The sequence below is a fragment of the Streptomyces sp. NBC_01381 genome, assembly GCF_026340305.1.
In the GTDB taxonomy this organism is placed as follows: domain Bacteria; phylum Actinomycetota; class Actinomycetes; order Streptomycetales; family Streptomycetaceae; genus Streptomyces.
This window is the reverse complement of the sequence record NZ_JAPEPI010000002.1, coordinates 1-21,823: the sequence shown is the minus strand read 5'-3', so window position 1 is coordinate 21,823 and position 21,823 is coordinate 1. Positions and strand designations below refer to the sequence as shown.

Annotated in this window: 35 protein-coding genes; 1 reads left to right on the top strand and 34 read right to left on the bottom strand. The window is 65.9% G+C overall.

The window, feature by feature from the left end; all coding sequences use genetic code 11:
* Window positions 1–23: 23 nt before the first annotated feature.
* Window positions 24–467 carry a 50S ribosomal protein L13 gene (gene rplM / locus OG453_RS21840; protein ID WP_135336143.1) on the bottom strand — a complete coding sequence of 148 codons (444 nt, stop codon included), beginning with the start codon at window positions 465–467 and terminating at the stop codon, window positions 24–26.
* A 196-nt stretch (window positions 468–663) separates the two neighbouring features.
* The gene (locus OG453_RS21835; protein ID WP_266870003.1) at window positions 664–1,914 is read right to left on the bottom strand and encodes a glycosyltransferase family 87 protein; all 1,251 of its coding nucleotides are present in this window, start codon (window positions 1,912–1,914) and stop codon (window positions 664–666) included.
* 74 nt (window positions 1,915–1,988) lie between these two features.
* Between OG453_RS21835 and OG453_RS21830 the strand changes: the two genes are divergently transcribed.
* Window positions 1,989–2,837 (top strand): hypothetical protein, encoded by an 849-nt coding sequence (locus OG453_RS21830; protein ID WP_266870001.1) that lies wholly within the window; start codon window positions 1,989–1,991, stop codon window positions 2,835–2,837.
* Between the two features lie 15 nt (window positions 2,838–2,852).
* Here OG453_RS21830 and truA read toward each other — a convergent pair whose 3' ends face one another.
* The 32 genes from truA to tuf form a co-directional block, all read right to left on the bottom strand.
* Window positions 2,853–3,707 carry a tRNA pseudouridine(38-40) synthase TruA gene (truA, locus tag OG453_RS21825; RefSeq protein ID WP_266869999.1) on the bottom strand — a complete coding sequence of 285 codons (855 nt, stop codon included), beginning with the start codon at window positions 3,705–3,707 and terminating at the stop codon, window positions 2,853–2,855.
* A gap of 141 nt (window positions 3,708–3,848) precedes the next feature.
* Window positions 3,849–4,337, bottom strand: a complete 489-nt coding sequence (gene rplQ, locus OG453_RS21820; protein ID WP_266869997.1) for a 50S ribosomal protein L17 — start codon at window positions 4,335–4,337, stop codon at window positions 3,849–3,851.
* 137 nt (window positions 4,338–4,474) lie between these two features.
* Window positions 4,475–5,497, bottom strand: a complete 1,023-nt coding sequence (locus tag OG453_RS21815) for a DNA-directed RNA polymerase subunit alpha (RefSeq protein ID WP_016645160.1) — start codon at window positions 5,495–5,497, stop codon at window positions 4,475–4,477.
* Between the two features lie 121 nt (window positions 5,498–5,618).
* Window positions 5,619–6,023: a 30S ribosomal protein S11 gene (gene rpsK, locus OG453_RS21810; RefSeq protein WP_003948617.1), complete on the bottom strand. Its 405-nt coding sequence runs from the start codon at window positions 6,021–6,023 to the stop codon at window positions 5,619–5,621.
* A gap of 61 nt (window positions 6,024–6,084) precedes the next feature.
* Window positions 6,085–6,465 (bottom strand): 30S ribosomal protein S13, encoded by a 381-nt coding sequence (gene rpsM / locus OG453_RS21805; RefSeq protein WP_266869994.1) that lies wholly within the window; start codon window positions 6,463–6,465, stop codon window positions 6,085–6,087.
* A 187-nt stretch (window positions 6,466–6,652) separates the two neighbouring features.
* Entirely contained in the window at window positions 6,653–6,766 is a 114-nt protein-coding gene (gene rpmJ, locus OG453_RS21800; RefSeq protein ID WP_003974245.1) for a 50S ribosomal protein L36, read from the bottom strand.
* Between the two features lie 58 nt (window positions 6,767–6,824).
* The gene (gene infA / locus OG453_RS21795; RefSeq protein WP_003948620.1) at window positions 6,825–7,046 is read right to left on the bottom strand and encodes a translation initiation factor IF-1; all 222 of its coding nucleotides are present in this window, start codon (window positions 7,044–7,046) and stop codon (window positions 6,825–6,827) included.
* Between the two features lie 167 nt (window positions 7,047–7,213).
* Window positions 7,214–8,050: a type I methionyl aminopeptidase gene (map, locus tag OG453_RS21790; protein WP_266869992.1), complete on the bottom strand. Its 837-nt coding sequence runs from the start codon at window positions 8,048–8,050 to the stop codon at window positions 7,214–7,216.
* A gap of 140 nt (window positions 8,051–8,190) precedes the next feature.
* Window positions 8,191–8,847, bottom strand: a complete 657-nt coding sequence (locus OG453_RS21785) for an adenylate kinase (protein ID WP_266869990.1) — start codon at window positions 8,845–8,847, stop codon at window positions 8,191–8,193.
* Window positions 8,847–10,160, bottom strand: a complete 1,314-nt coding sequence (gene secY, locus OG453_RS21780) for a preprotein translocase subunit SecY (RefSeq protein WP_266869988.1) — start codon at window positions 10,158–10,160, stop codon at window positions 8,847–8,849. Before secY ends, OG453_RS21785 begins: the two co-directional genes overlap by 1 nt.
* A gap of 224 nt (window positions 10,161–10,384) precedes the next feature.
* Window positions 10,385–10,840, bottom strand: a complete 456-nt coding sequence (gene rplO / locus OG453_RS21775; protein WP_055564835.1) for a 50S ribosomal protein L15 — start codon at window positions 10,838–10,840, stop codon at window positions 10,385–10,387.
* Between the two features lies 1 nt (window position 10,841).
* The gene (gene rpmD / locus OG453_RS21770) at window positions 10,842–11,024 is read right to left on the bottom strand and encodes a 50S ribosomal protein L30 (RefSeq protein ID WP_055553514.1); all 183 of its coding nucleotides are present in this window, start codon (window positions 11,022–11,024) and stop codon (window positions 10,842–10,844) included.
* Window positions 11,024–11,626, bottom strand: coding sequence for a 30S ribosomal protein S5 (rpsE, locus tag OG453_RS21765; RefSeq protein WP_135332562.1), 603 nt, complete (start codon window positions 11,624–11,626; stop codon window positions 11,024–11,026). The genes rpmD and rpsE overlap by 1 nt, the downstream gene beginning before the upstream one ends.
* A 46-nt stretch (window positions 11,627–11,672) precedes the next feature.
* Window positions 11,673–12,056, bottom strand: coding sequence for a 50S ribosomal protein L18 (gene rplR, locus OG453_RS21760; protein WP_266869987.1), 384 nt, complete (start codon window positions 12,054–12,056; stop codon window positions 11,673–11,675).
* 3 nt (window positions 12,057–12,059) lie between these two features.
* Window positions 12,060–12,599 (bottom strand): 50S ribosomal protein L6, encoded by a 540-nt coding sequence (rplF, locus tag OG453_RS21755; protein WP_135332560.1) that lies wholly within the window; start codon window positions 12,597–12,599, stop codon window positions 12,060–12,062.
* A 21-nt stretch (window positions 12,600–12,620) separates the two neighbouring features.
* Window positions 12,621–13,019, bottom strand: a complete 399-nt coding sequence (gene rpsH / locus OG453_RS21750) for a 30S ribosomal protein S8 (RefSeq protein WP_135332559.1) — start codon at window positions 13,017–13,019, stop codon at window positions 12,621–12,623.
* A gap of 224 nt (window positions 13,020–13,243) precedes the next feature.
* Window positions 13,244–13,429 (bottom strand): type Z 30S ribosomal protein S14, encoded by a 186-nt coding sequence (locus OG453_RS21745; RefSeq protein WP_003956452.1) that lies wholly within the window; start codon window positions 13,427–13,429, stop codon window positions 13,244–13,246.
* A 5-nt stretch (window positions 13,430–13,434) separates the two neighbouring features.
* Complete coding sequence (rplE, locus tag OG453_RS21740) at window positions 13,435–13,992, bottom strand: 50S ribosomal protein L5 (RefSeq protein ID WP_135332558.1); 558 nt, start codon at window positions 13,990–13,992, stop codon at window positions 13,435–13,437.
* Window positions 13,992–14,315, bottom strand: coding sequence for a 50S ribosomal protein L24 (gene rplX, locus OG453_RS21735; RefSeq protein WP_055553504.1), 324 nt, complete (start codon window positions 14,313–14,315; stop codon window positions 13,992–13,994). Before rplX ends, rplE begins: the two co-directional genes overlap by 1 nt.
* 2 nt (window positions 14,316–14,317) lie before the next feature.
* Window positions 14,318–14,686: a 50S ribosomal protein L14 gene (gene rplN, locus OG453_RS21730; RefSeq protein ID WP_003974257.1), complete on the bottom strand. Its 369-nt coding sequence runs from the start codon at window positions 14,684–14,686 to the stop codon at window positions 14,318–14,320.
* Window positions 14,687–14,794: 108 nt separating this feature from the next.
* Window positions 14,795–15,079, bottom strand: a complete 285-nt coding sequence (rpsQ, locus tag OG453_RS21725; RefSeq protein WP_055564830.1) for a 30S ribosomal protein S17 — start codon at window positions 15,077–15,079, stop codon at window positions 14,795–14,797.
* The gene (gene rpmC, locus OG453_RS21720) at window positions 15,079–15,303 is read right to left on the bottom strand and encodes a 50S ribosomal protein L29 (RefSeq protein WP_010036720.1); all 225 of its coding nucleotides are present in this window, start codon (window positions 15,301–15,303) and stop codon (window positions 15,079–15,081) included. The genes rpsQ and rpmC overlap by 1 nt, the downstream gene beginning before the upstream one ends.
* Window positions 15,303–15,722, bottom strand: coding sequence for a 50S ribosomal protein L16 (gene rplP / locus OG453_RS21715; RefSeq protein WP_135332557.1), 420 nt, complete (start codon window positions 15,720–15,722; stop codon window positions 15,303–15,305). The genes rpmC and rplP overlap by 1 nt, the downstream gene beginning before the upstream one ends.
* Window positions 15,723–15,727: 5 nt before the next feature.
* On the bottom strand, window positions 15,728–16,570 hold the full coding sequence (rpsC, locus tag OG453_RS21710) for a 30S ribosomal protein S3 (protein ID WP_135332556.1): 843 nt from the start codon (window positions 16,568–16,570) through the stop codon (window positions 15,728–15,730).
* On the bottom strand, window positions 16,570–16,917 hold the full coding sequence (rplV, locus tag OG453_RS21705) for a 50S ribosomal protein L22 (RefSeq protein WP_135332555.1): 348 nt from the start codon (window positions 16,915–16,917) through the stop codon (window positions 16,570–16,572). The genes rpsC and rplV overlap by 1 nt, the downstream gene beginning before the upstream one ends.
* Before the next feature lie 41 nt (window positions 16,918–16,958).
* Window positions 16,959–17,240 carry a 30S ribosomal protein S19 gene (rpsS, locus tag OG453_RS21700; protein ID WP_135332554.1) on the bottom strand — a complete coding sequence of 94 codons (282 nt, stop codon included), beginning with the start codon at window positions 17,238–17,240 and terminating at the stop codon, window positions 16,959–16,961.
* Between the two features lie 12 nt (window positions 17,241–17,252).
* Window positions 17,253–18,089: a 50S ribosomal protein L2 gene (gene rplB / locus OG453_RS21695; RefSeq protein WP_135332553.1), complete on the bottom strand. Its 837-nt coding sequence runs from the start codon at window positions 18,087–18,089 to the stop codon at window positions 17,253–17,255.
* Between the two features lie 38 nt (window positions 18,090–18,127).
* Window positions 18,128–18,547 (bottom strand): 50S ribosomal protein L23, encoded by a 420-nt coding sequence (gene rplW, locus OG453_RS21690; protein ID WP_055553493.1) that lies wholly within the window; start codon window positions 18,545–18,547, stop codon window positions 18,128–18,130.
* Window positions 18,547–19,200, bottom strand: a complete 654-nt coding sequence (rplD, locus tag OG453_RS21685) for a 50S ribosomal protein L4 (protein ID WP_266869978.1) — start codon at window positions 19,198–19,200, stop codon at window positions 18,547–18,549. The genes rplW and rplD overlap by 1 nt, the downstream gene beginning before the upstream one ends.
* Window positions 19,201–19,208: 8 nt before the next feature.
* Window positions 19,209–19,853 (bottom strand): 50S ribosomal protein L3, encoded by a 645-nt coding sequence (rplC, locus tag OG453_RS21680; RefSeq protein ID WP_266869976.1) that lies wholly within the window; start codon window positions 19,851–19,853, stop codon window positions 19,209–19,211.
* A 14-nt stretch (window positions 19,854–19,867) separates the two neighbouring features.
* Window positions 19,868–20,176: a 30S ribosomal protein S10 gene (rpsJ, locus tag OG453_RS21675; RefSeq protein ID WP_003948644.1), complete on the bottom strand. Its 309-nt coding sequence runs from the start codon at window positions 20,174–20,176 to the stop codon at window positions 19,868–19,870.
* Window positions 20,177–20,689: 513 nt separating this feature from the next.
* Window positions 20,690–21,823, bottom strand: a 1,134-nt coding sequence (gene tuf, locus OG453_RS21670) for an elongation factor Tu (RefSeq protein WP_266869974.1), incomplete at its 5' end; no start/stop codon positions are given.

The following is a 21,823-nucleotide window of genomic DNA, read 5'->3' as shown; positions in this document are numbered from 1 at the left end:
CGTCTTAGGGGGTGTGGCCGGAACTACTGCGCGACCTGGGTGATCTCGAACGGCACCGGCTGCTGCGCAGCGTGCGGGTGCTGGTCGCCCGAGTAGATCTTCAGCTTCGAGAGCATCTGACGACCCAGGGTGTTCTTGGGGATCATGCCCTTGATGGCCTTCTCGACGGCCTTCTCGGGGTTCTTCGCCAGCAGCTCGTCGTAGCGCACCGAACGAAGACCGCCCGGGAAACCGGAGTGGCGGTAAGCCAGCTTCTGGGTCTTCTTGTTGCCGGAGAGGTGAATCTTCTCGGCGTTGATGATGATGACGAAGTCACCCATGTCCATGTGCGGCGCATAGGTCGGCTTGTGCTTGCCCCGGAGGAGGTTCGCTGCCGTGGTCGCCAGACGGCCCAGGACGATGTCCTGCGCGTCGATGATGTGCCACTGGCGAGTGACATCGCCGGGCTTGGGGCTGTACGTACGCACTTCGTAGCCTTCGCTTCTTAGTGGATGGGGTCCAGACACACGGCACCCCAGAAGCGATCGAAGCGATCATGCAGCTGGGGCTCACAATGCCGGGGACGCTGCCCGTATGCGAGCCACTGGTAACTGCTCCAGGGAACCTACGTAAGGGCCCTTCGCGTGAGAACGACGAAGCCAATACGCATAACAATCCCCGAGACTACCCGCGCCGCCCCGTACGGGTCAAAACGCGGCTCTGGAGACCGGCGCCGGCGACTCCCCCACCACGGGCGGGGCCGCCCTTTCCAGCCGTGACCCCGCCCGCCCGGACGCAGCTCCGGGCGACCGCGAGCGCCAGCACACAGAGCGTCACGAAGTCCCGGAAGGCTCGCCTGGTACCCGGCTCCAGCCAGGGCCAGCTGAACCCCGGAACCTGCGGCACGAGCGCCACCCAGAACCACGGCCCCCTGGCCGCCGCACCCGGCACGAGCGCCCCCGCGAGCAGCAGCGGCACGACGACCAGCAAATAGTGGTCGTACGACGGCCTGGACACCAGGAAGGCCGCCAGCATCAGCATCACGGCCGTCTCGACCACCCGCAGCGGCCGCGGCCCCGCGCCCCCGCCGGCCCACCGCCGCCAGGCGCACCACACCCCCGCCGCCGCAGCCGTGACGGCCAGTAGCGAAGCCACCCCCTGCGGTACCCCCAGACGCGGAAGGACCGCCGCGGGCGACGCCTCATAGAGCCGTACGAAACGGTCGTCGCCCCGCAGCAGGAACGGCAGCGTCCGCGTGAAGAACCCCGCCGGATCCGGCATGAGCAGCGCCGACCCCACGGACACCGCCCCGGGCACGAGCACGGCCCCCGCGAGCCCCCGCCACCGCCGCGCGAAGACGAAGAGCAGCACCACCGGCGCGAGCAGCGGCTTCACGGCGACGGCCGCCCCGATCACCAGGCCCGCGGCCACCCACCTCCCCCGGCACACGAGCAGCAGCGCGAGGGGCAGCGCGGCCGCCGACGCGACCGTCCAGTTGCCAAGGTCGACGAGATGCCCGAACGGCGCGAACCCCACGGCGAGCGCGAGAAGCCCGATGACCGCGAACCGGCTGCGCCACGCCACCCCGTGGATCCGCAGCGCGCACGCCCACCCGGCGACGAGCGCGGCGGTGACCCCGCCCGGCACCAGGAACCGCACGACGGACTGCGGGAGCAGCGCCTGCGGCAGCGCGGCGAGCACGGCCCCCGGCAGATACAGAAAGTGCCGGTCGGCGTAGGGCGAGCGCCCGTCCAGCCAGGCCTCGGCGGCCCGCACCACGATCGCGTTGTCCATCCCGCCGTCCGGGCCGCGCAGCCCCACCCGGACGACCGCGGCGATCAGCACCGTCCCGAGCACCGCCCAGGCGTGCCAGGTCGCAGGCCGCGACAACCACCCACCAAGAGCCCCACTAAGAGCGCCTTTGCCCGTATTCATGCGGATCAGGCTAGGTCGGAGGCTACCCCCGGCCCCGGCTCAACATCCCCAACTCCCCGTCTAAGATGCGGCGCATGAGCTTTGGGCAAGGGGGACCTCAGTGGGGTCCGGGCGATGGACAGACCCCTGACTGGGCGGCGCTCGCCGAGGCGTCCGAGTCGCGCGCCCGGCGCCGCAAGTGGCTGATGATCGGCGGTGGCGCGCTCGCCACGGTCGCGGTCGCCGCCGCCGTGGCCGTCGCGGTCGTCTCCGCGAACAGCGACAACTCCTCCGCGTCGAACAAGCCGGCCAGCGAGCTGCCGACGACCGCGGACATCCCCGGGGCGAGCACGAACCCCGGCCCGTCCTTCGAGGAGACGACGCCGCCGCCCCCGCCGGACCCCAAGGAGTTCATCTCCAGCGCCAAGAAGGACAAGGCGCCGCTCAGCGCCGACACACTCTTCCCCGGCAAGACGCTGACCTCGGGCGACAGCGTCTACAAGAAGGGCGCGACCAGCGGCACGAAGAAGTGCGCGAGCGTCACCCAGGCCGCCCTGGGCGCGCTCCTCACCAAGCACGACTGCAAGACGCTGTACCGCGCCAGCTATGTGAAGGACAACGTGGCGGTGACGGTCGGCGTGGCCGTCTTCGACACCGCGGCCCAGGCCGAGAAGGTCAACAAGCAGGCGGAGAAGGGCCTCGTCGTCTCGCTCCCCGGCAAGGGCGTGCCCAGCTTCTGCCGTACGGCGGTCTGCCGCGGCACGTACAACGCGTACGGCCGCTACGCCTACTTCACGACCACCGGCTTCACCAGCGACAAGGACGTCACGAAGCAGGACCGCAAGGTCTACTCCGTCGGCGACGACCTGGCCCGCTTCACCTTCCAGCAGATCAACCGGCGGGGCGAGGCGCAGGCCTCCGCCGCGGCCAACGCCCCGCAGTAGTGGGGCGCTAGCCGCTCAGCAGCACCCGGCGCCGGGCAACGTCCGCTTGTTGCGCGCTTCCTTGCTGCGCGCGGCGAGCAACTCGTCGGCGGGGTAGCCGACTTCCTCAAGGGTCAGCCCGTGCGGCCGCACGACATGCACGGCGGAGTCCCGAACGCCGGCGGCAAGCACCTTCCCGGGCCACTCCACGGGCCGGTGCCCGTCCCCCACGAACAACATGGCACCCACCAACGACCGCACCATGTTGTGGCAGAAGGCATCGGCCCGCACGGTCGCCTCGAGAATCCCGTCGTCCCGCCGCTCCCACCGCAGTTCCTGCAGCGTACGAATGGTCGTGGCACCCTCACGCCGCTTGCAGTAGGCCGCGAAGTCGTGCTCGCCGATGAGCCGCTCGGCAGCCGCGTTCATCGCGTCGAGGTCCAACTCCCAGTCGTGCCACAGCACATGACTGCGCAACAGCGGGTCGACACCGCCGGGATGGTCGGTCACGCGATAGGCGTAGCGCCGCCACACGGCCGAGAACCGCGCGTTGAACCCGGCGGGCGCCTCGGCCACCTTCCAGATCCGCACATCGTGCGAAAGCCGCCCGGCGAGCCGCCGCAGCAGCTTGTCACCGTGCTCGGCCCACACGCTCTCCGGCAGATCGACATGGGCGACCTGCCCCCGGGCGTGCACCCCGCTGTCGGTCCGCCCCGCGACGGTCAGCTCGTACGTCTCCTGGGACCGCGTCACGGTCCGCAGCGCACTCTCGATCTCCCCCTGGACGGTCCGCTGCCCCTGCCGCTGCTTGGCCCAGCCGGAGAAGTCCTTGCCGTCGTACGAAAGGTCGAGACGCACCCGCACAAAGCCGGGCTCTACTTCATCGCTCACTCGTGGATCCTCTCAGGCAACACAAAAAAGCGGGCCCGCCCCACAGGGGACGGGCCCGCGACGCCCTGAAGGGGCGCGGAGAACTGCGCGACAAGCCACGACGGGGCCGTAGCCGACGACGCACAGTCCCCGGCAGAACGCTTACGCGTCCTTCGACTCCTCGGCAGCCTCGTCACCCTTGGTCGTGTCGACCTTGGGCTCGGAAACCTCGGCGTCCTTGGCAGCGCGCTTCGTGGCCGCCTCGGCCTCACCGGTGGCGGCCTGCGCCACGGTCAGGGCCTCGACCAGCTCGATGATCGCCATGGGCGCGTTGTCGCCACGACGGTTACCGATCTTGGTGATACGGGTGTAACCACCCGGGCGGTTCTCGTAGCGCGGGCCGATCTCCGTGAAGAGCGTGTGCACGATGCTCTTGTCGGTGATGACGGACAGCACCTGGCGGCGGTTGTGAAGGTCACCCTTCTTCGCCTTGGTGACCAGACGCTCCGCGTAGGGACGCAGACGACGGGCCTTCGCCTCGGTGGTGGTGATGCGGCCGTACTCGAAGAGCTGCTTGGCGAGGTTCGCCAGCAGAAGCTTCTCGTGCGCGGCGCTGCCGCCCAGACGGGCACCCTTGGTGGGCTTCGGCATGGTGTTTCTCCTTGATGTCTGCCCCGGCCGTATCAGGTACCGGGGTCAGCGGAACCGCGCCCCGTAAGGGGCGCGGGGAACTGCGCGAGCGACCACAACGCACGCGCAGCCAAAATCAATCCGTCGGTCCCGAGCTCTTAGTACTGCTCGGTCTCGACGAACCCGGCGTCCGCGTCGTCGTCGGCGCCAAAGGCGTCGGCGGCGGCGGTCGGGTCGAAGCCGGGAGGCGAGTCCTTCAGCGCAAGACCCATGCCGTTCAGCTTCATCTTGACCTCGTCGATCGACTTCGCACCGAAGTTGCGAATGTCGAGCAGGTCGGCCTCGGAACGAGCCACGAGCTCACCCACGGAGTGGATGCCCTCGCGCTTGAGGCAGTTGTACGACCGAACGGTGAGCTCGAGCTCCTCGATCGGCAGCGCCAGATCGGCGGCCAGGGCGGCGTCCGTCGGGGACGGACCCATGTCGATGCCCTCGGCGTCGATGTTCAGCTCGCGGGCGAGACCGAACAGCTCGACCAGCGTCTTACCGGCAGACGCCATGGCGTCACGCGGACGCATGGCCTGCTTGGTCTCGACGTCGACGATCAGCTTGTCGAAGTCGGTGCGCTGCTCGACACGCGTGGCCTCGACCTTGTACGTGACCTTCAGAACCGGCGAGTAGATGGAGTCGACCGGAATACGACCGATCTCCTGGCCCACCTGCTTGTTCTGGACGGCGGAGACGTAGCCGCGACCGCGCTCGACGGTCAGCTCCATCTCCAGCTTGCCCTTGCCGTTGAGCGTGGCGAGGACCAGGTCGGGGTTGTGCACCTCGACACCGGCCGGCGGCGCGATGTCGGCGGCGGTGACGAGACCGGGACCCTGCTTGCGCAGGTACATCACGACAGGCTCGTCGTGCTCGCTGCTCACGACGAGCTGCTTGATGTTGAGGATGAGGTCGGTGACGTCTTCCTTGACGCCCGGCACGGTGGTGAACTCGTGCAGGACACCGTCGATGCGAATGCTGGTGACAGCCGCACCGGGGATCGACGACAGGAGGGTCCGACGCAGGGAGTTGCCGAGGGTGTAACCGAAGCCCGGCTCCAGCGGCTCGATCACGAACCGGGAGCGGAATTCGTCGACGACCTCTTCGGTCAACGAGGGACGCTGAGCAATCAGCATGTTGCGATCCTTCAGTCAGGGGCACCCACTATTTGATGCCCTGATTCGTTACAAGGGTACGGGCGATACGACTCCGAAGAGCCGTACCGCCCGAATCCTCAAGACAAGCGACGTACGAACGTCAGACGCGACGGCGCTTGGGCGGACGGCAGCCGTTGTGCGGCGTGGGCGTCACGTCCTGGATCGAGCCGACCTCAAGGCCGGTCGCCTGGAGCGAACGGATGGCGGTCTCACGACCGGAACCCGGGCCCTTGACGAAGACGTCGACCTTGCGCATGCCGTGCTCCTGCGCGCGACGGGCAGCCGACTCGGCGGCCATCTGCGCGGCGAACGGAGTGGACTTGCGCGAGCCCTTGAAGCCGACGTGGCCGGCGGAGGCCCAGGAGATCACGTTGCCGGTCGGGTCCGTGATGGACACGATCGTGTTGTTGAACGTGCTCTTGATGTGGGCGTGCCCGTGAGCGACGTTCTTCTTTTCCTTGCGGCGCACCTTCTTGGCAGCGCCCTGACGACCCTTGGGGGGCATCTATAACTCCTACGCGAGGTGGTCGGTCCTGCAGCGACAGCTGTCGATCGACCGCTGAGGACTACTTCTTGCCCGGCTTCTTCTTACCGGCGATGGCGCGACGCGGGCCCTTACGGGTGCGGGCGTTGGTGCTGGTGCGCTGACCGCGGACGGGCAGGCCACGACGGTGACGCAGACCCTGGTAGCAGCCGATCTCGACCTTGCGGCGGATGTCGGCCTGGATCTCGCGGCGGAGGTCACCCTCCGTCTGGATGTTGGCGTCCACGTACTCGCGGATCTTGACGAGGTCTTCCTCGGTCAGGTCGCGAACACGGGTGTTGCGGTCAACACCGGTGGCGTCCAGCGTCTGCTGGGACAGCGTGCGGCCAATGCCGAACACGTACGTGAGGGCAACCTCGACGCGCTTTTCGCGCGGGAGGTCAACACCTTCAAGGCGTGCCATTCAAGGCTCCTGTTGATTTTCGGAGGTCTTCAGCAGGACCGTTCCCAGGTGCCGTATGAGGTACATCCTGAGTCCCCGGCCTCCGACCGGGGGTGTCGCCCTCCATTACCGATGGATCTGAAGAGGGACGGGTCCTGCATATGTGCTTAATTGCGTCGCGCGAAAATCTGCGAACTGCAGTCGTGCGTCAGCCCTGGCGCTGCTTGTGGCGCGGGTTGTCGCAGATAACCATGACCCGGCCGTGACGGCGGATCACCCTGCACTTGTCGCAGATCTTCTTGACGCTCGGCTTGACCTTCATTGGGTGAGGTTCTCCGGGTCAGTGCCATCACCCCACGTGAATGGGGTGCGGGCAAGATCTACTTGTACCGGTAGACGATCCGGCCACGCGTCAGGTCGTACGGAGACAACTCCACCACGACCCGGTCGTCAGGGAGGATACGGATGTAGTGCATGCGCATCTTGCCGCTGATGTGTGCCAGGACCTGGTGGCCGTTCTGGAGCTCCACCTTGAACATGGCGTTCGGAAGAGACTCGACGACAGTGCCTTCGATCTCGATGGCACCTTGCTTCTTGGCCACGCTTCGCCCTTCGAATCGACTACCTTGATCGACTTCACGCACCGCATGCAGACACACGGATGCACGAGAGCCGACGCGTCAGTCTACGTCAGGCCACCCGGAAAGACGAATCGAGAAAGAATGCCCCATCAGGAAGATCCTTAAGCAACCCGGGCGCCGCCCAGCCCTTAGCCCAACGGATCCGGCGCGACCGTAACCCCGTACTCCGCCAGCTTCGCCCTGCCGCAGTCAGGAGCCGTGAGGACCAGCGGGCCCTCCTCCGTCAGCGCGATCGAGTGCTCCCAGTGCGAGGACCAGGTGCCGTCCGTCGTGATGACCGTCCAGTCGTCCTGGAGGACCTCCGTGCGGGGCGTGCCGAGGGACACCATCGGCTCGATGGCCAGGCAGAAACCGGGGACCAGCTTCGGGCCCTTGCCGCGCCGGCGCTCGACGTAGTTCAGGAGGTGGGGGTCCATGTGCATCTCGGTGCCGATGCCGTGACCGCCGTAGTCCTCGACGATCCCGTACTTGCCGCCGCCCGGCTTCGGCTGCCGGCGGATGTACGTCTCGATGGCGCGGGAGATGTCGACGAGGCGGTTGCCCTGCTTCATCGCGGCGAGGCCCGCCCACATCGACTCCTCGGTCACCCGGGAGAGTTCGATCAGCTCCGGAGCGTGACCGGTGCCGACGAAGGCGGTGAAGGCGGCGTCGCCGTGCCAGCCGTCGATGGTCGCGCCCGCGTCGATGGAGATGATGTCGCCGTCCTTCAGGACGGTCTTCTCATCCGGGATGCCGTGTACGACGACCTCGTTGACCGAGGTGCAGATCGTCGCGGGAAAGCCGCCGTACCCGAGGAAGTTGGACTTGGCGCCGTGCTCGGCGATCACCTTGCGCGCGACGTCGTCCAGGTCCTTGGTCGTGGCGCCGGGCACCGCGGCCTCACGCGTCGCGGCGTGAATGGCGGCGACGACAAGGCCCGCCTCACGCATCTTCGCGATCTGCTCGGGGGTCTTGATCTGCACCATGAAGGGGCCTGAGCCTTTCTGAACCTGAGATGACGGGACATCCACAACGATACGGCGGGGACGAACCTCCCCGCGCCCCGTCCACGACGTGGGCCGCGGCACCCCTGGGGGATGCCGCGGCCCACGTGTCACTGCTTGAGTTACGCGTCCTCGCGAGAGAGCGCGTCCATCGCACGCTTGGTGACCTCGTCCACCTTGCCGAGCGCCGAGATCGTCACGACAAGGCCCTGGGCCTTGTAGTGGTCGATGATCGGCTCGGTCTCGCGGTGGTACACGTCGAGCCGCTTGCGCACGGTCTCTTCCTTGTCGTCACCGCGCTGGTAGAGCTCGCCGCCGCAGACGTCACAGACGCCCTCGGTCTTCGGCTTGCTGTACGACACGTGGAAGACGTGGCTCGAATCGTTCCGGCAGATGCGGCGGCCCGCGATGCGCTTGACCACCTCGTCCTCGGGGACCTCAAGGTCAAGGACCGCGTCGAGCTGCTGGCCGTCCGCCTTGAGCGACGCGTCGAGGGCCTCCGCCTGCGACACGTTCCGCGGGAAGCCGTCGAGCAGGAAGCCGTTCACGGCGTCCGGCTGCTCCATGCGGTCCTTGGCCATCCCGATGGTGACCGCGTCCGGCACCAGGTTGCCCGCGTCCATGAACGCCTTGGCCTGCTTGCCCAGGTCCGTGCCCTTGCTGATGTTGGCGCGGAAGAGGTCGCCCGTGGAGATGTGCGGGATCGACAGGTTCTTGGCAAGGAACGCAGCCTGCGTTCCCTTGCCCGCACCGGGCGGCCCGACGAGGACGATACGCATCAGCGGAGGAACCCTTCGTAATTGCGCTGCTGGAGCTGGCTCTCGATCTGCTTCACGGTTTCCAGACCCACACCCACGATGATCAGGATGCTTGTCCCGCCGAACGGGAAGTTCTGGTTCGCGCCGAAGCCCACCAACGCCATCGTCGGCACAAGAGCGATCAGGCCCAGATACAGCGAGCCCGGCCAGGTGATCCGGTTGAGTACGTAACTCAGATACTCAGCGGTCGGACGGCCAGCCCGGATGCCCGGGATGAAGCCACCATACTTCTTCATGTTGTCCGCGACTTCCTCGGGGTTGAACGAGATAGCCACGTAGAAGAAGGCGAAGAACACGATCAGCAAGAAGTACGTCGTGATGTAGATCGGGTGGTCACCCTTGGTCAGGTTGGCCTCGATCCACTGCTTCCACCCCGAGTTGCCCCCCGCGAACTGCGCGACGAGAGCCGGAATGTAGAGCAGTGAAGAGGCAAAGATCACAGGGATGATTCCGGCCTGATTGACCTTCAGCGGAATGTAGGTCGACGTACCGCCGTAGGACCGGCGGCCGATCATGCGCTTCGCGTACTGGACCGGAATGCGTCGCTGCGCCTGCTCGACGAAGACCACCAGACCGACCATGACCAGCCCGACCGCGATGACCGTGCCGAACTCGATCCAGCCGTCGGCCAGCGAGCCCTGCTGCTTGATGGCCCACAGGGCGCTCGGGAAGGTCGCGGCGATCGAGATGAACATCAGGATCGACATGCCGTTGCCGATACCGCGGTCGGTGATGAGCTCACCGAGCCACATCACGCAGGCCGTACCCGCGGTCATCGTGATGACCATGGTGACGGTGACGAAGATCGACTGGTCGGGCACGATCTCGCTGGCGACGGGGCAGCCGGAGAAGAGCGCGCCGGTGCGGGCGGTGGCCACCAGGCCGGTGCCCTGCAGGATCGCGAGCGCCACGGTCAGATAACGCGTGTACTGCGTGATCTTGGCCGTGCCCGCCTGGCCCTCCTTCTTGAGGGCCTCGAGCCGCGGGATCACCACGGTAAGGAGCTGCAGAATGATGCTCGCCGTGATGTACGGCATGATGCCCAGCGCGAAGATCGTGATCTGCAGCAGGGCACCGCCACTCATCATGTTGACGAGACCGAACAGTCCCTGATTGGTGTTCGCGACGTCCATGCAGGTCTGGACGTTCTTGTAGCTGACACCGGGAATCGGTACATGCGTACCGATCCGGTAGATCACGATGATGCCGAGCGTGAAGAGCAGCTTCTTGCGCAGGTCGGGCGTCTTGAACGCCCGGGCGAACGCGGTGAGCACGGTGCCTCCTGCGACCCCCGCGCGCGTGCGTCAGAGGTAGTGGTCTGAGGATCGACGAATACGTATCAGTCACAAAAACCGCGCGGGCAGACCGCACGGAGCTTAGACAGTGCACGCCACCTTACCGGCGACCGTGCCCCCCTTGGAACGACCAACCGGGGATGCCCCATATGTGGGGCATCCCCGGCTGGGAATCGCTCAAGTCATCGAGAAGCCTGGTGAATTCAGACGAGCTCGGTGACGGTACCGCCGGCGGCGGTGATCTTCTCCTTGGCGGAGCCGGAGACGGCGTCAACCGTCACCTGCAGCGCCACGGTGACCTCACCCTGGCCGAGGACCTTGACAAGGCTGTTCTTGCGAACGGCACCCTTGGCGACGAGACCCTCTACGGTGACCTCGCCACCCTCCGGGTACAGCGCGCTCAGCTTGTCGAGGTTCACGACCTGGAACTCGGTCTTGAACGGGTTCTTGAAGCCCTTGAGCTTCGGGAGACGCATGTGGAGGGGCATCTGGCCACCCTCGAAGCGCTCCGGAACCTGGTAACGGGCCTTGGTGCCCTTGGTACCACGACCAGCGGTCTTACCCTTGGACGCCTCACCACGACCCACACGGGTCTTGGCGGTCTTGGCGCCCGGGGCGGGCCGGAGGTTGTGGACCTTCAGCGGGTTCTGCTCCGCCATGTCAGTCGACCTCCTCAACCGTCACGAGGTGGCGGACGGTGTGCACCATTCCGCGGAACTCGGGGCGGTCCTCCTTGACGACCTGCGTGTTGATGCCCTTGAGACCAAGGGAGCGCAGGGTGTCGCGGTGGTTCTGCTTGCTGCCGATGTACGACTTCGTCTGCGTGACCTTGAGGCGAGCCATTACGCACCCGCCCCGGCACGTGCACGAAGAAGAGCCGCGGGGGCGACGTCCTCGAGGGGCAGACCACGGCGAGCCGCGATCTCCTCGGGACGCTGCAGGCCCTTGAGGGCCGCCACGGTCGCGTGCACGATGTTGATCGCGTTGTCGGAGCCCAGGGACTTCGACAGGATGTCGTGAACGCCGGCGCACTCCAGAACGGCGCGCACCGGGCCACCGGCGATAACACCGGTACCGGGGGAAGCAGGCTTCAGCAGGACGACGCCCGCAGCCTTCTCGCCCTGGATCGGGTGCGGGATGGTGCCCTGGATACGGGGGACCTTGAAGAAGTGCTTCTTGGCCTCCTCAACACCCTTGGCGATGGCGGCCGGCACCTCCTTGGCCTTGCCGTAACCGACACCTACGGTGCCGTCACCGTCGCCCACCACGACCAGCGCGGTGAAGCTGAAGCGGCGACCACCCTTGACTACCTTGGCGACACGGTTGATCGCGACAACGCGCTCAACGTATGCGGTCTTCTCGGCGGCAGCGCCACCGTCGCGACCCTTCCGGTCCCGCCGCTCGCCGCCACCGGCACCGCTTCCGCGGCGCTGGGGTCCAGCCATTGGAATTACCTCTCTCTGTTACGTCCGCTAGCTCCGGAACCGGGGCTTAGAACTTCAGCCCGGCTTCGCGGGCGGCGTCCGCCAGAGCGGCAATGCGCCCGGCGTACTGGTTGCCACCGCGGTCGAACACGACGGCCTCGACACCCGCAGCCTTGGCACGCTCGGCAACGAGCGCGCCGACCTGCTTGGCCTGCGCAGACTTGTCGGCCTCGCCACCGCGGATCGAAGCGTCCAGGGTCGACGCCGACGCAAGGGTGTGACCCTTGATGTCGTCGATGACCTGAGCAACGATGTTGCGGTTCGAGCGAGTCACGACGAGGCGCGGACGCTCCGCCGTACCCGACACGTTCTTGCGAATGCGGATGTGGCGGCGAGCCTTGGCGGCACGCTTGTAAGCGTCACCCTTGGCGATCTTTACACCGTATGCCATGGCTTACTTACCTGCCTTTCCGACCTTGCGGCGGATGACTTCGCCCTCGTACTTGACACCCTTGGCCTTGTACGGGTCGGGCTTGCGCAGCTTGCGGATGTTGGCCGCAACCTCGCCGACCTTCTGCTTGTCGATGCCCTCGACCGAAAGCTTGGTCGCGGACTCCACCTTGAAGGTGATGCCCTCGGGGGCCTCGACCAGGATCGGGTGGCTGTAACCCAGCGAGAACTCCAGGTTGGAGCCCTTCGCAAGGACGCGGTAACCGACACCGCTGATCTCGAGCTTCTTCACGTACCCCTGGGTCACACCGGTGATCATGTTCGCCACCAGCGTGCGGGACAGGCCGTGCAGGGCCTTGTTCTGACGCTCGTCGTTCGGGCGGGTGACGTTCAGAACGCCGTCCTCACCCTTAGCGATCTCGATCGGCGCGACGACGGTGTGCGAGAGGGAACCCTTGGGGCCCTTCACCGCGACCGTACGGCCGTCGATGGTGACGTCCACGCCGGCGGGAACCGTGATGGGGAGCTTGCCAATACGCGACATTAGCTATTCCTCCGTTCCCGACTACCAGACGTAGGCGAGGACTTCCCCACCTACGCCCTTCTTGCCTGCCTGCTGGCCGGTGAGCAGACCGTGGGACGTGGAGATGATCGCCACGCCCAGGCCGCCGAGCACCTTCGGCAGGTTGGTGGACTTCGCGTAAACCCGGAGACCGGGCTTGGAGATCCGCTTGATGCCCGCGATGGAGCGCTCACGGTTCGGGCCGAACTTCAGCTCGAGAACGAGGTTCTTGCCAACCTCGGCGTCCTCGACCTTCCAGCCCGTGATGAAGCCCTCCTGCTGGAGGATCTCCGCGATGTGAGACTTGATCTTGCTGTGCGGCATTCCCACGGTGTCGTGGTACGCCGAGTTCGCGTTACGCAGACGAGTCAGCATGTCCGCGATCGGATCAGTCATGGTCATGAATTGGCCTTCGGCCTCTCTCGCCGTGGTTTCCTATCTGCGCCATCCCTCTCCCCACTCAGAGGCGGGACGGGTGCGGCGCGGGGACCTACGGCGTAGTAAGTCGGTCAGGGCGGCAGGCGCCCAACCCTCCTAGCCTAAGCCATGGAGAGGTGGGCCACCTACCGACCAGATACTTACCGAGAGCCTCCAGAAATTCCCAAGTCCCTAAGGACAGAGGGGAATTACCAGGAGCTCTTGGTCACGCCCGGCAGCTCGCCACGGTGAGCCATCTCACGAAGGCACACGCGGCAGAGGCCGAACTTGCGGTACACGGAGTGCGGACGGCCACAGCGCTGGCAGCGGGTGTAGGCGCGCACACCGAACTTGGGCTTACGAGCAGCCTTGGCAATAAGAGCCTTCTTCGCCATCTCGCTTACGCCTCCTTGAACGGGAAGCCGAGGTGACGGAGAAGGGCACGGCCCTCAGCGTCGTTGGTCGCCGTGGTGACCACGGTGATGTCCATACCCCGGACGCGGTCGATCTTGTCCTGGTCGATCTCGTGGAACATGACCTGCTCCGTGAGACCGAAGGTGTAGTTGCCACGGCCGTCGAACTGCTTGGGGGACAGACCACGGAAGTCGCGGATGCGCGGAAGCGCGAGCGACAGGGTGCGGTCCAGGAACTCCCACATGCGGTCGCCACGGAGCGTGACGTGGCAGCCGATCGGCTGACCCTCGCGCAGCTTGAACTGCGCGATGGACTTCCGGGCCTTGGTGATGGCCGGCTTCTGACCGGTGATCGTGGTCAGGTCACGGACGGCACCGTCCATGAGCTTCGAGTCACGGGCGGCGTCGCCGACACCCATGTTGACCACGATCTTGACGAGGCCCGGCGTCTGCATGACGTTCTCGTACGAGAACTCTTCCTGCAGCTTGGCCGCGATCTCCTCGCGGTACTTCGTCTTCAGACGCGGAGTGGTGGTGGTCGTCATCAGATGTCCTCACCCGTCCGCTTGGCAACGCGGATCTTGTTGCCGTCTTCGTCGAAGCGGAAACCGACACGCGTGACGACCTTGTTGCCGTCCTTCTCCACGACGAGCTGAACGTTGCTCACGTGGACAGGGGCCTCGGTGGTCACGATGCCGCCGGCCTGCGAACCGCTGGCGGTCGGGCCGGCCTTCGTGTGCTTCTTGACCCGGTTGACACCCTCGACCAGGACGCGCTCGTCGCGCGGGTAAGCGGCAATGACCTTGCCCTGCTTGCCCTTGTCCTTACCGGTGATGACCTGGACCAGGTCGCCCTTCTTGATCTTCATGCTTACAGCACCTCCGGCGCGAGCGAGATGATCTTCATGAACTTCTTCTCGCGCAGCTCACGGCCCACCGGGCCGAAGATACGGGTGCCGCGAGGGTCGCCGTCGTTCTTCAGAATGACGGCGGCGTTCTCGTCGAAGCGGATGTACGAGCCGTCGGGACGGCGGCGCTCCTTGACGGTGCGAACGATGACCGCCTTGACGACGTCACCCTTCTTCACGTTGCCACCGGGGATCGCGTCCTTGACGGTGGCGACGATGACGTCACCGATGCCCGCGTAGCGGCGACCCGAGCCACCGAGAACACGAATGGTGAGAATTTCCTTCGCACCCGTGTTGTCGGCGACGCGAAGTCGCGACTCCTGCTGGATCACGTCTATCTCCTGTTTGTCTGCCGGTTCCCGGCGGGGGCTTCATCCCTGACGGGACTTGGCCCCCACCGAGCCTGGCGGAACGAACTCTGAGGAAAATCCCTCAGAGAATTACTTGGCCTTCTCGAGGATCTCGACGATGCGCCAGCGCTTGGTCGCCGACAGCGGACGCGTCTCCATCAGGAGGACGCGGTCGCCGACGCCGGCAGCGTTCTGCTCGTCGTGCGCCTTGAGCTTGTTCGTACGGCGGATGACCTTGCCGTACAGCGCGTGCTTGACGCGGTCCTCGACAGCGACGACGACGGTCTTGTCCATCTTGTCGCTGACGACCAGACCCTCACGGGTCTTGCGGAAACCGCGGTCAGTCTTGGTCTCAGTCACGTTGCTCTCGCTCATCAGGCGCTCTCCACCGTCTCGATGCCCAGCTCGCGCTCACGCATCAGGGTGTAGATCCGCGCGATGTCCTTACGGACGGCCTTGAGCCGACCGTGGTTCTCGAGCTGACCGGTCGCCGCCTGGAAACGGAGGTTGAACAGCTCTTCCTTGGCCTCGCGGAGCTTGTTGAGGAGCTCCTCGTTGCCCAGTTCGCGCAGCTCGGACGCCTTGGTACCGGCCGACATCACGACTCACCTGCCTCGCGCCGAACAATCCGGCACTTCATCGGAAGCTTGTGAGCAGCGCGGGTAAGCGCCTCACGCGCAGTCTTCTCATTCGGGTAGGACAGCTCGAACATCACCCGTCCGGGCTTGACGTTCGCGACCCACCACTCGGGGGAACCCTTACCGGAACCCATGCGGGTCTCGGCGGGCTTCTTCGTCAGCGGGCGGTCCGGGTAGATGTTGATCCAGACCTTGCCGCCACGCTTGATGTGGCGGGTCATCGCGATACGAGCCGCCTCGATCTGGCGGTTGGTCACGTACGCCGGAGTGAGGGCCTGAATGCCGTACTCGCCGAACGCAACCTGCGTACCACCCTTGGACATACCGCTGCGCTTGGGGTGGTGCTGCTTGCGGTGCTTGACCCTACGAGGGATCAGCATGTCGGTCAGGCCTCCGTTCCGGTGCTCTCAGCCGGAGCGGCAGCTGCGGCGGGAGCCTCGGCCTTGGGGGCCTCGGCAGCCGGCGCGGACTGCTGCTGCGGCTTGCGGCCGCGGCCGCCACGCTCGCCACCACGGCCACCACGGGCCGGGCGGTCGTTGCCGCCACCACGGGCCGGGCGGTTACCCGCACGGGCCGCAGCGTTCTCGGCGCGGACCTCGGCGATGTTCTTGACGTCGCCCTTGTAGATCCAGACCTTCACGCCGATACGGCCGAAGGTCGTCTTGGCCTCGAAGAAGCCGTAGTCGACGTTCGCACGGAGCGTGTGCAGGGGCACGCGGCCCTCGCGGTAGAACTCCGAGCGAGACATCTCGGCGCCGCCGAGACGGCCACCACACTGGATCTTGATGCCCTTGGCGCCGGCCTTCATCGACGACTGCATGCTCTTACGCATGGCGCGACGGAAGGAGACGCGGGAGGACAGCTGCTCCGCCACGGCCTGGGCCACGAGCTGAGCGTCGACCTCGGGGTTCTTGACCTCGAGGATGTTCAGCTGGACCTGCTTGCCCGTGAGCTTCTCGAGGTCACCGCGGATGCGGTCGGCCTCGGCGCCACGGCGGCCGATGACGATGCCGGGACGTGCGGTGTGGATGTCCACACGCACGCGGTCACGGGTGCGCTCGATCTCAACCTTCGAGATACCGGCGCGCTCCATGCCGGACGTCATCATCCGACGGATGGCGACGTCTTCCTTGACGTAGTCCTTGTACAGCTTGTCGGCGTACCACCGGGACTTGAAGTCCGTGGTGATGCCGAGCCGGAACCCGTGCGGGTTTACCTTCTGGCCCATTACCGGGTTCCTTCCTTGCTGCTGACGACCACGGTGATGTGGCTGGTCCGCTTACGGATCCGGTAGGCACGGCCCTGAGCACGCGGACGGAACCGCTTCAGGGTCGGACCCTCGTCCACAAACGCCTCGCTGATGAACAGCGAAGAGGCGTCCGAGTGGTCGTAGTTGTGTGCAGCGTTGGCAATGGCGCTGTCCAGCACCTTGCCAACCGGCACGCTCGCGGCCTGCGGGGCGAAACGCAGGACCGCCTGAGCCTCCGTGGCATCCATGCCACGGATGAGGTCCACCACGCGGCGGGCCTTCATGGGCGTGACGCGGATGTACCGCGCCTGGGCCCTGGCTTCCATGGTTGTCCCTTCGGTGTAAGTCATAGTCGTTCCACCCCGCGCTAGCGGCGCTTCGACTTCCGGTCGTCCTTGACGTGGCCGCGGAAGGTGCGAGTCGGCGAGAACTCGCCGAGCTTGTGGCCGACCATCGCCTCGGTGACGAACACCGGGATGTGGGTCTTGCCGTTGTGCACCGCGATCGTGTGACCCAGCATGGCCGGGATGATCATCGAGCGACGGGACCAGGTCTTGATGACGTTCTTGGTGCCGGCTTCGTTCTGGACGTCCACCTTCTTTACGAGGTGGTCGTCGACGAAGGGCCCCTTCTTGAGACTGCGCGGCATCTAAACCCGCTCCTAGCGCTTCTTGTTCGACTTGCGGCGGCGGACGATGTACTTGTTGCTCGCCTTATTGCGATCACGAGTACGACCCTCCTTCTTGCCCCACGGCGAGACCGGGTGACGACCACCGGAGGTCTTGCCTTCACCACCACCGTGCGGGTGGTCAACCGGGTTCATCACGACACCACGCACGGTCGGGCGGACGCCCTTCCAGCGCATACGGCCGGCCTTGCCCCAGTTGATGTTCGACTGCTCGGCGTTGCCGACCTCGCCGATGGTGGCGCGGCAGCGGACGTCGACCAGGCGGATCTCACCAGACGGCATGCGGAGGTGGGCCATGGAGCCCTCCTTCGCGAGCAGCTGCACGGAGGCACCCGCGGAGCGGGCGAACTTCGCGCCGCCGCCGGGCCGCAGCTCGATGGCGTGGATCGTCGTACCGACGGGGATGTTGCGCAGCGCCATGTTGTTGCCGGGCTTGATGTCGGCGCCAGGGCCGTTCTCAACCCGGGCACCCTGTCCCAGACCACGCGGGGCCAGGATGTAGCGCTTCTCGCCATCGGCGTAGTGCAGGAGCGCGATGCGCGCAGTGCGGTTCGGGTCGTACTCGATGTGCGCGACCTTCGCCGGCACGCCGTCCTTGTCATGGCGACGGAAGTCGATGACGCGGTAGGCGCGCTTGTGTCCGCCACCCTGGTGGCGAACGGTGATCCGACCGGCGTTGTTACGGCCGCCCTTGCTGTGCAGCGGGCGAACCAGCGACTTCTCCGGCGTGGACCGCGTTACCTCGACGAAGTCGGCGACGCTGGAGCCACGACGGCCCGGCGTAGTCGGCTTGTACTTGCGGATTCCCATTTCTCAGTCCTCGTCCGATATTCGGACCGGGCGCTCCGTTAGGAGGCCTGGCCGAAGATGTCGATACGGTCGCCCTCAGCGAGGGTCACGATGGCGCGCTTGGTGTCGGCACGCTTGCCGAAACCGGTGCGCGTACGCTTCCGCTTGCCCTGACGGTTGATCGTGTTGACTCCGGTGACCTTGACCGAGAAGACCGCCTCGACGGCCTGCTTGATCTGGGTCTTGTTGGAGCCAGGGGCCACGATGAACGTGTACTTGCCCTCGTCGAGCAGCGCGTACGACTTCTCGGAGACGACCGGCTTGACGAGGACGTCGCGCGGGTCCGAGAAGGACTTGCTCAGCGGGGTGGGCTCAACAGCGATCTTGCCCTCGGTCGCGATGCGCTTCGCCTTGGCGACACGCGCGGCCTTGGCGGCCTTCGCAGCCTTGGACGCGATGCTCTGGTGACGAATAGCCATCAGGCTTCGCTCCCTTCGGTCTCATTGGCCTTGGGGCCAGACACGAAGGACTCGAAGGCGGCCTTGGTGAAGACCACGTCGTCCGAGACGAGCACGTCGTACGTGTTCAGCTGGCCCGGCTCCAGGATGTGCACCTGGGGCAGGTTGCGGGCGGAGAGCAGCGAAGTCTCGTCCGCACGGTCGATGACCAGGAGCACGTTCTTGCGCTCGCTGACCTTGCCGAGCAGCGTCTTCGCGGCCTTGGTGGAGATCTCGCCCTCGACCACGTTGGTGACAACGTGGATACGAGCGTTGCGGGCCCGGTCGGTGAGGGCGTGGCGCAGGGCCGCGGCCTTCATCTTCTTCGGGGTCCGCTGCGAGTAGTCACGCGGCTGCGGGCCGTGGACGACGCCACCGCCGGCGAACTGCGGCGCACGGGTCGAACCCTGGCGCGCGCGGCCGGTGCCCTTCTGGCGGTAAGGCTTCTTGCCACCACCGCGGACTTCGCCACGGCGCTTGGTCTTGTGCGTGCCCTGACGGGCAGCGGCCAGCTGGGCGACGACGACCTGGTGGATCAGCGGGATGCTGATCTTCTCGACGTCGAAGATCTCCGCGGGGAGCTCGACCGTCCCGGTCTTGTCGCCTGCCGGCGAAAGGATGTCAATGGTGCTCATGGGTTACCTCAGGCCCCCTTGGCCGCGGTACGGACCAGGACGAGGCCGCCGTTCGGACCAGGAATCGCGCCCTTGATGAGCAGCAGACCCTTCTCCGCGTCAACGGCGTGGACGGTCAGGTTCTGGGTGGTGACCCGCTCGTTGCCCATGCGGCCTGCCATGCGCTGACCCTTGAAAACACGGCCAGGCGTGGCGCAGCCACCGATGGAACCGGGCTTGCGGTGCACACGGTGGGCACCGTGCGAGGCCTTGCCACCGGCGAAGTTGTGACGCTTCATGACACCGGCGAAGCCCTTGCCCTTGCTCTTGCCGGTGACGTCGACCTTGATACCGGCCTCGAACGTCTCGGCAGTCAGCTCCTGGCCGAGGGTGTACTCGCTGGCACCAGCGGTACGGATCTCGACGAGGTGGCGACGGGGGGTCACGTCGGCCTTGGCGAAGTGACCCTTGAGGGGCTTGTTCACCTTGCGCGGGTCGATCTCGCCGAAGGCGATCTGGACCGACTCGTAGCCGTCGCTGTCATTCGTACGGACCTGGGTAACGACGCAGGGCCCGGCCTTGACCACGGTCACCGGGACGATGCGGTTGTTCTCGTCCCAGACCTGGGTCATGCCGAGCTTCTCGCCCAGGATGCCCTTGATCTGCTTGGTCATCTTCTCCGCGCCCTTCAGAGCTTGATCTCGATGTCAACGCCGGCCGGAAGGTCCAGGCGCATCAGCGAGTCAACGGTCTTGGGCGTCGGGTCGAGGATGTCGATCAGGCGCTTGTGCGTGCGCATCTCGAAGTGCTCGCGCGAGTCCTTGTACTTGTGCGGCGACTTGATGACGCAGTACACGTTCTTCTCAGTGGGCAGCGGCACCGGGCCCGCGACCGACGCACCAGTGCGAGTCACCGTCTCGACGATCTTCTTCGCCGAAGAGTCGATGACCTCGTGGTCGTAGGCCTTGAGCCGGATGCGGATCTTCTGTCCCGCCATGGCTACTTGGTAGTCCTTTGTCTCGAACGCTCTGGCTCCCGGAAGGCCCTTTTTCTACTTCCTCCGACCCACGCGGTCGGGCGTGTCGCAGTCCCGCTCACGGAGATTTCCCGAAGGATTTCCCTGCTAGGGGCTGCGGCCCAGATGACCGCGGGTCCGGGGGAAGAAACCCACCGGGCGCCTGGCTGAGCCTCCGCACTGCACTTCCCAGAAGATTCCCGTACGTCCGCTCCAGCGCTGCCTTACGGCAGATGGGGCGACGAGTACTGTGGGACTCGCTTCCGGTCCTCCCGGCGGGAGGCGCGCAGCATCGGCACTCAACCGAGCAACCTGGACAGTGTGCCACACCTGGGATGCCGAAGGCCAATCGAGCCGAACTGTCAAGCTGCCACGGCCTGAATCGCGTACGCAAAGAGCCCACGCAAAGAGCCCCGCCCACCCGAAGGTGAACGGGGCTCTTCGCTGCGCTCAGTTCAGAGCGACCGGGTCTCCCCGATCTTCAAGCAAGCGAGCTTACTTGTTGATCTTGGTGACCTGGCCGGCGCCGACGGTCCGGCCACCCTCACGGATGGCGAACTTCAGGCCCTCTTCCATCGCGACGGGCTGGATGAGCTCAACGGTCATCTCAGTGTTGTCGCCCGGCATGACCATCTCGGTGCCCTCGGGGAGGGTCACGACGCCGGTCACGTCCGTGGTGCGGAAGTAGAACTGCGGGCGGTAGTTGTTGAAGAAGGGGGTGTGACGGCCACCCTCGTCCTTCGACAGGATGTAGGCCTGGGCCTCGAACTCGGTGTGCGGCGTGACCGAACCGGGCTTGATGATGACCTGGCCGCGCTCGACGTCCTCGCGCTTGATGCCACGGAGGAGCAGACCGACGTTCTCACCGGCCTGGCCCTCGTCGAGCAGCTTGCGGAACATCTCGATGCCGGTGACCGTGGTGGTGGTCTTCTCGGTCTTGATGCCGATGATGTCGACGGTCTCGTTGACCTTGAGGATGCCGCGCTCGATACGACCGGTGACGACGGTGCCACGACCGGTGATCGTGAAGACGTCCTCGATCGGCATCAGGAACGGCTTGTCGACGTCACGCTCGGGCTCCGGGATGGACTCGTCGACAGCCTTCATCAGGTTGAGGACGGACTCACCCCACTCCTTGTCGCCCTCGAGCGCCTTGAGCGCCGAGACCTTGACGACCGGCAGGTCGTCGCCCGGGAACTCGTACTCGGAGAGGAGCTCACGGACCTCGAGCTCGACGAGCTCCAGGATCTCCTCGTCGTCCACCATGTCGGCCTTGTTCAGGGCGACGACGATGTACGGAACGCCGACCTGGCGGGCCAGGAGCACGTGCTCCTTGGTCTGCGGCATCGGGCCGTCGGTGGCGGCGACCACGAGGATGGCGCCGTCCATCTGCGCGGCACCCGTGATCATGTTCTTGATGTAGTCCGCGTGACCGGGGCAGTCGACGTGGGCGTAGTGACGGGTCTCCGTCTGGTACTCGACGTGCGCGATCGAGATCGTGATACCGCGCTGGCGCTCCTCAGGAGCCTTGTCGATCTGGTCGAAGGCCGAGGCCTCGTTCAGGTCCGGGTACGCGTCGTGCAGCACCTTGGTAATGGCGGCCGTGAGGGTCGTCTTACCGTGGTCAAT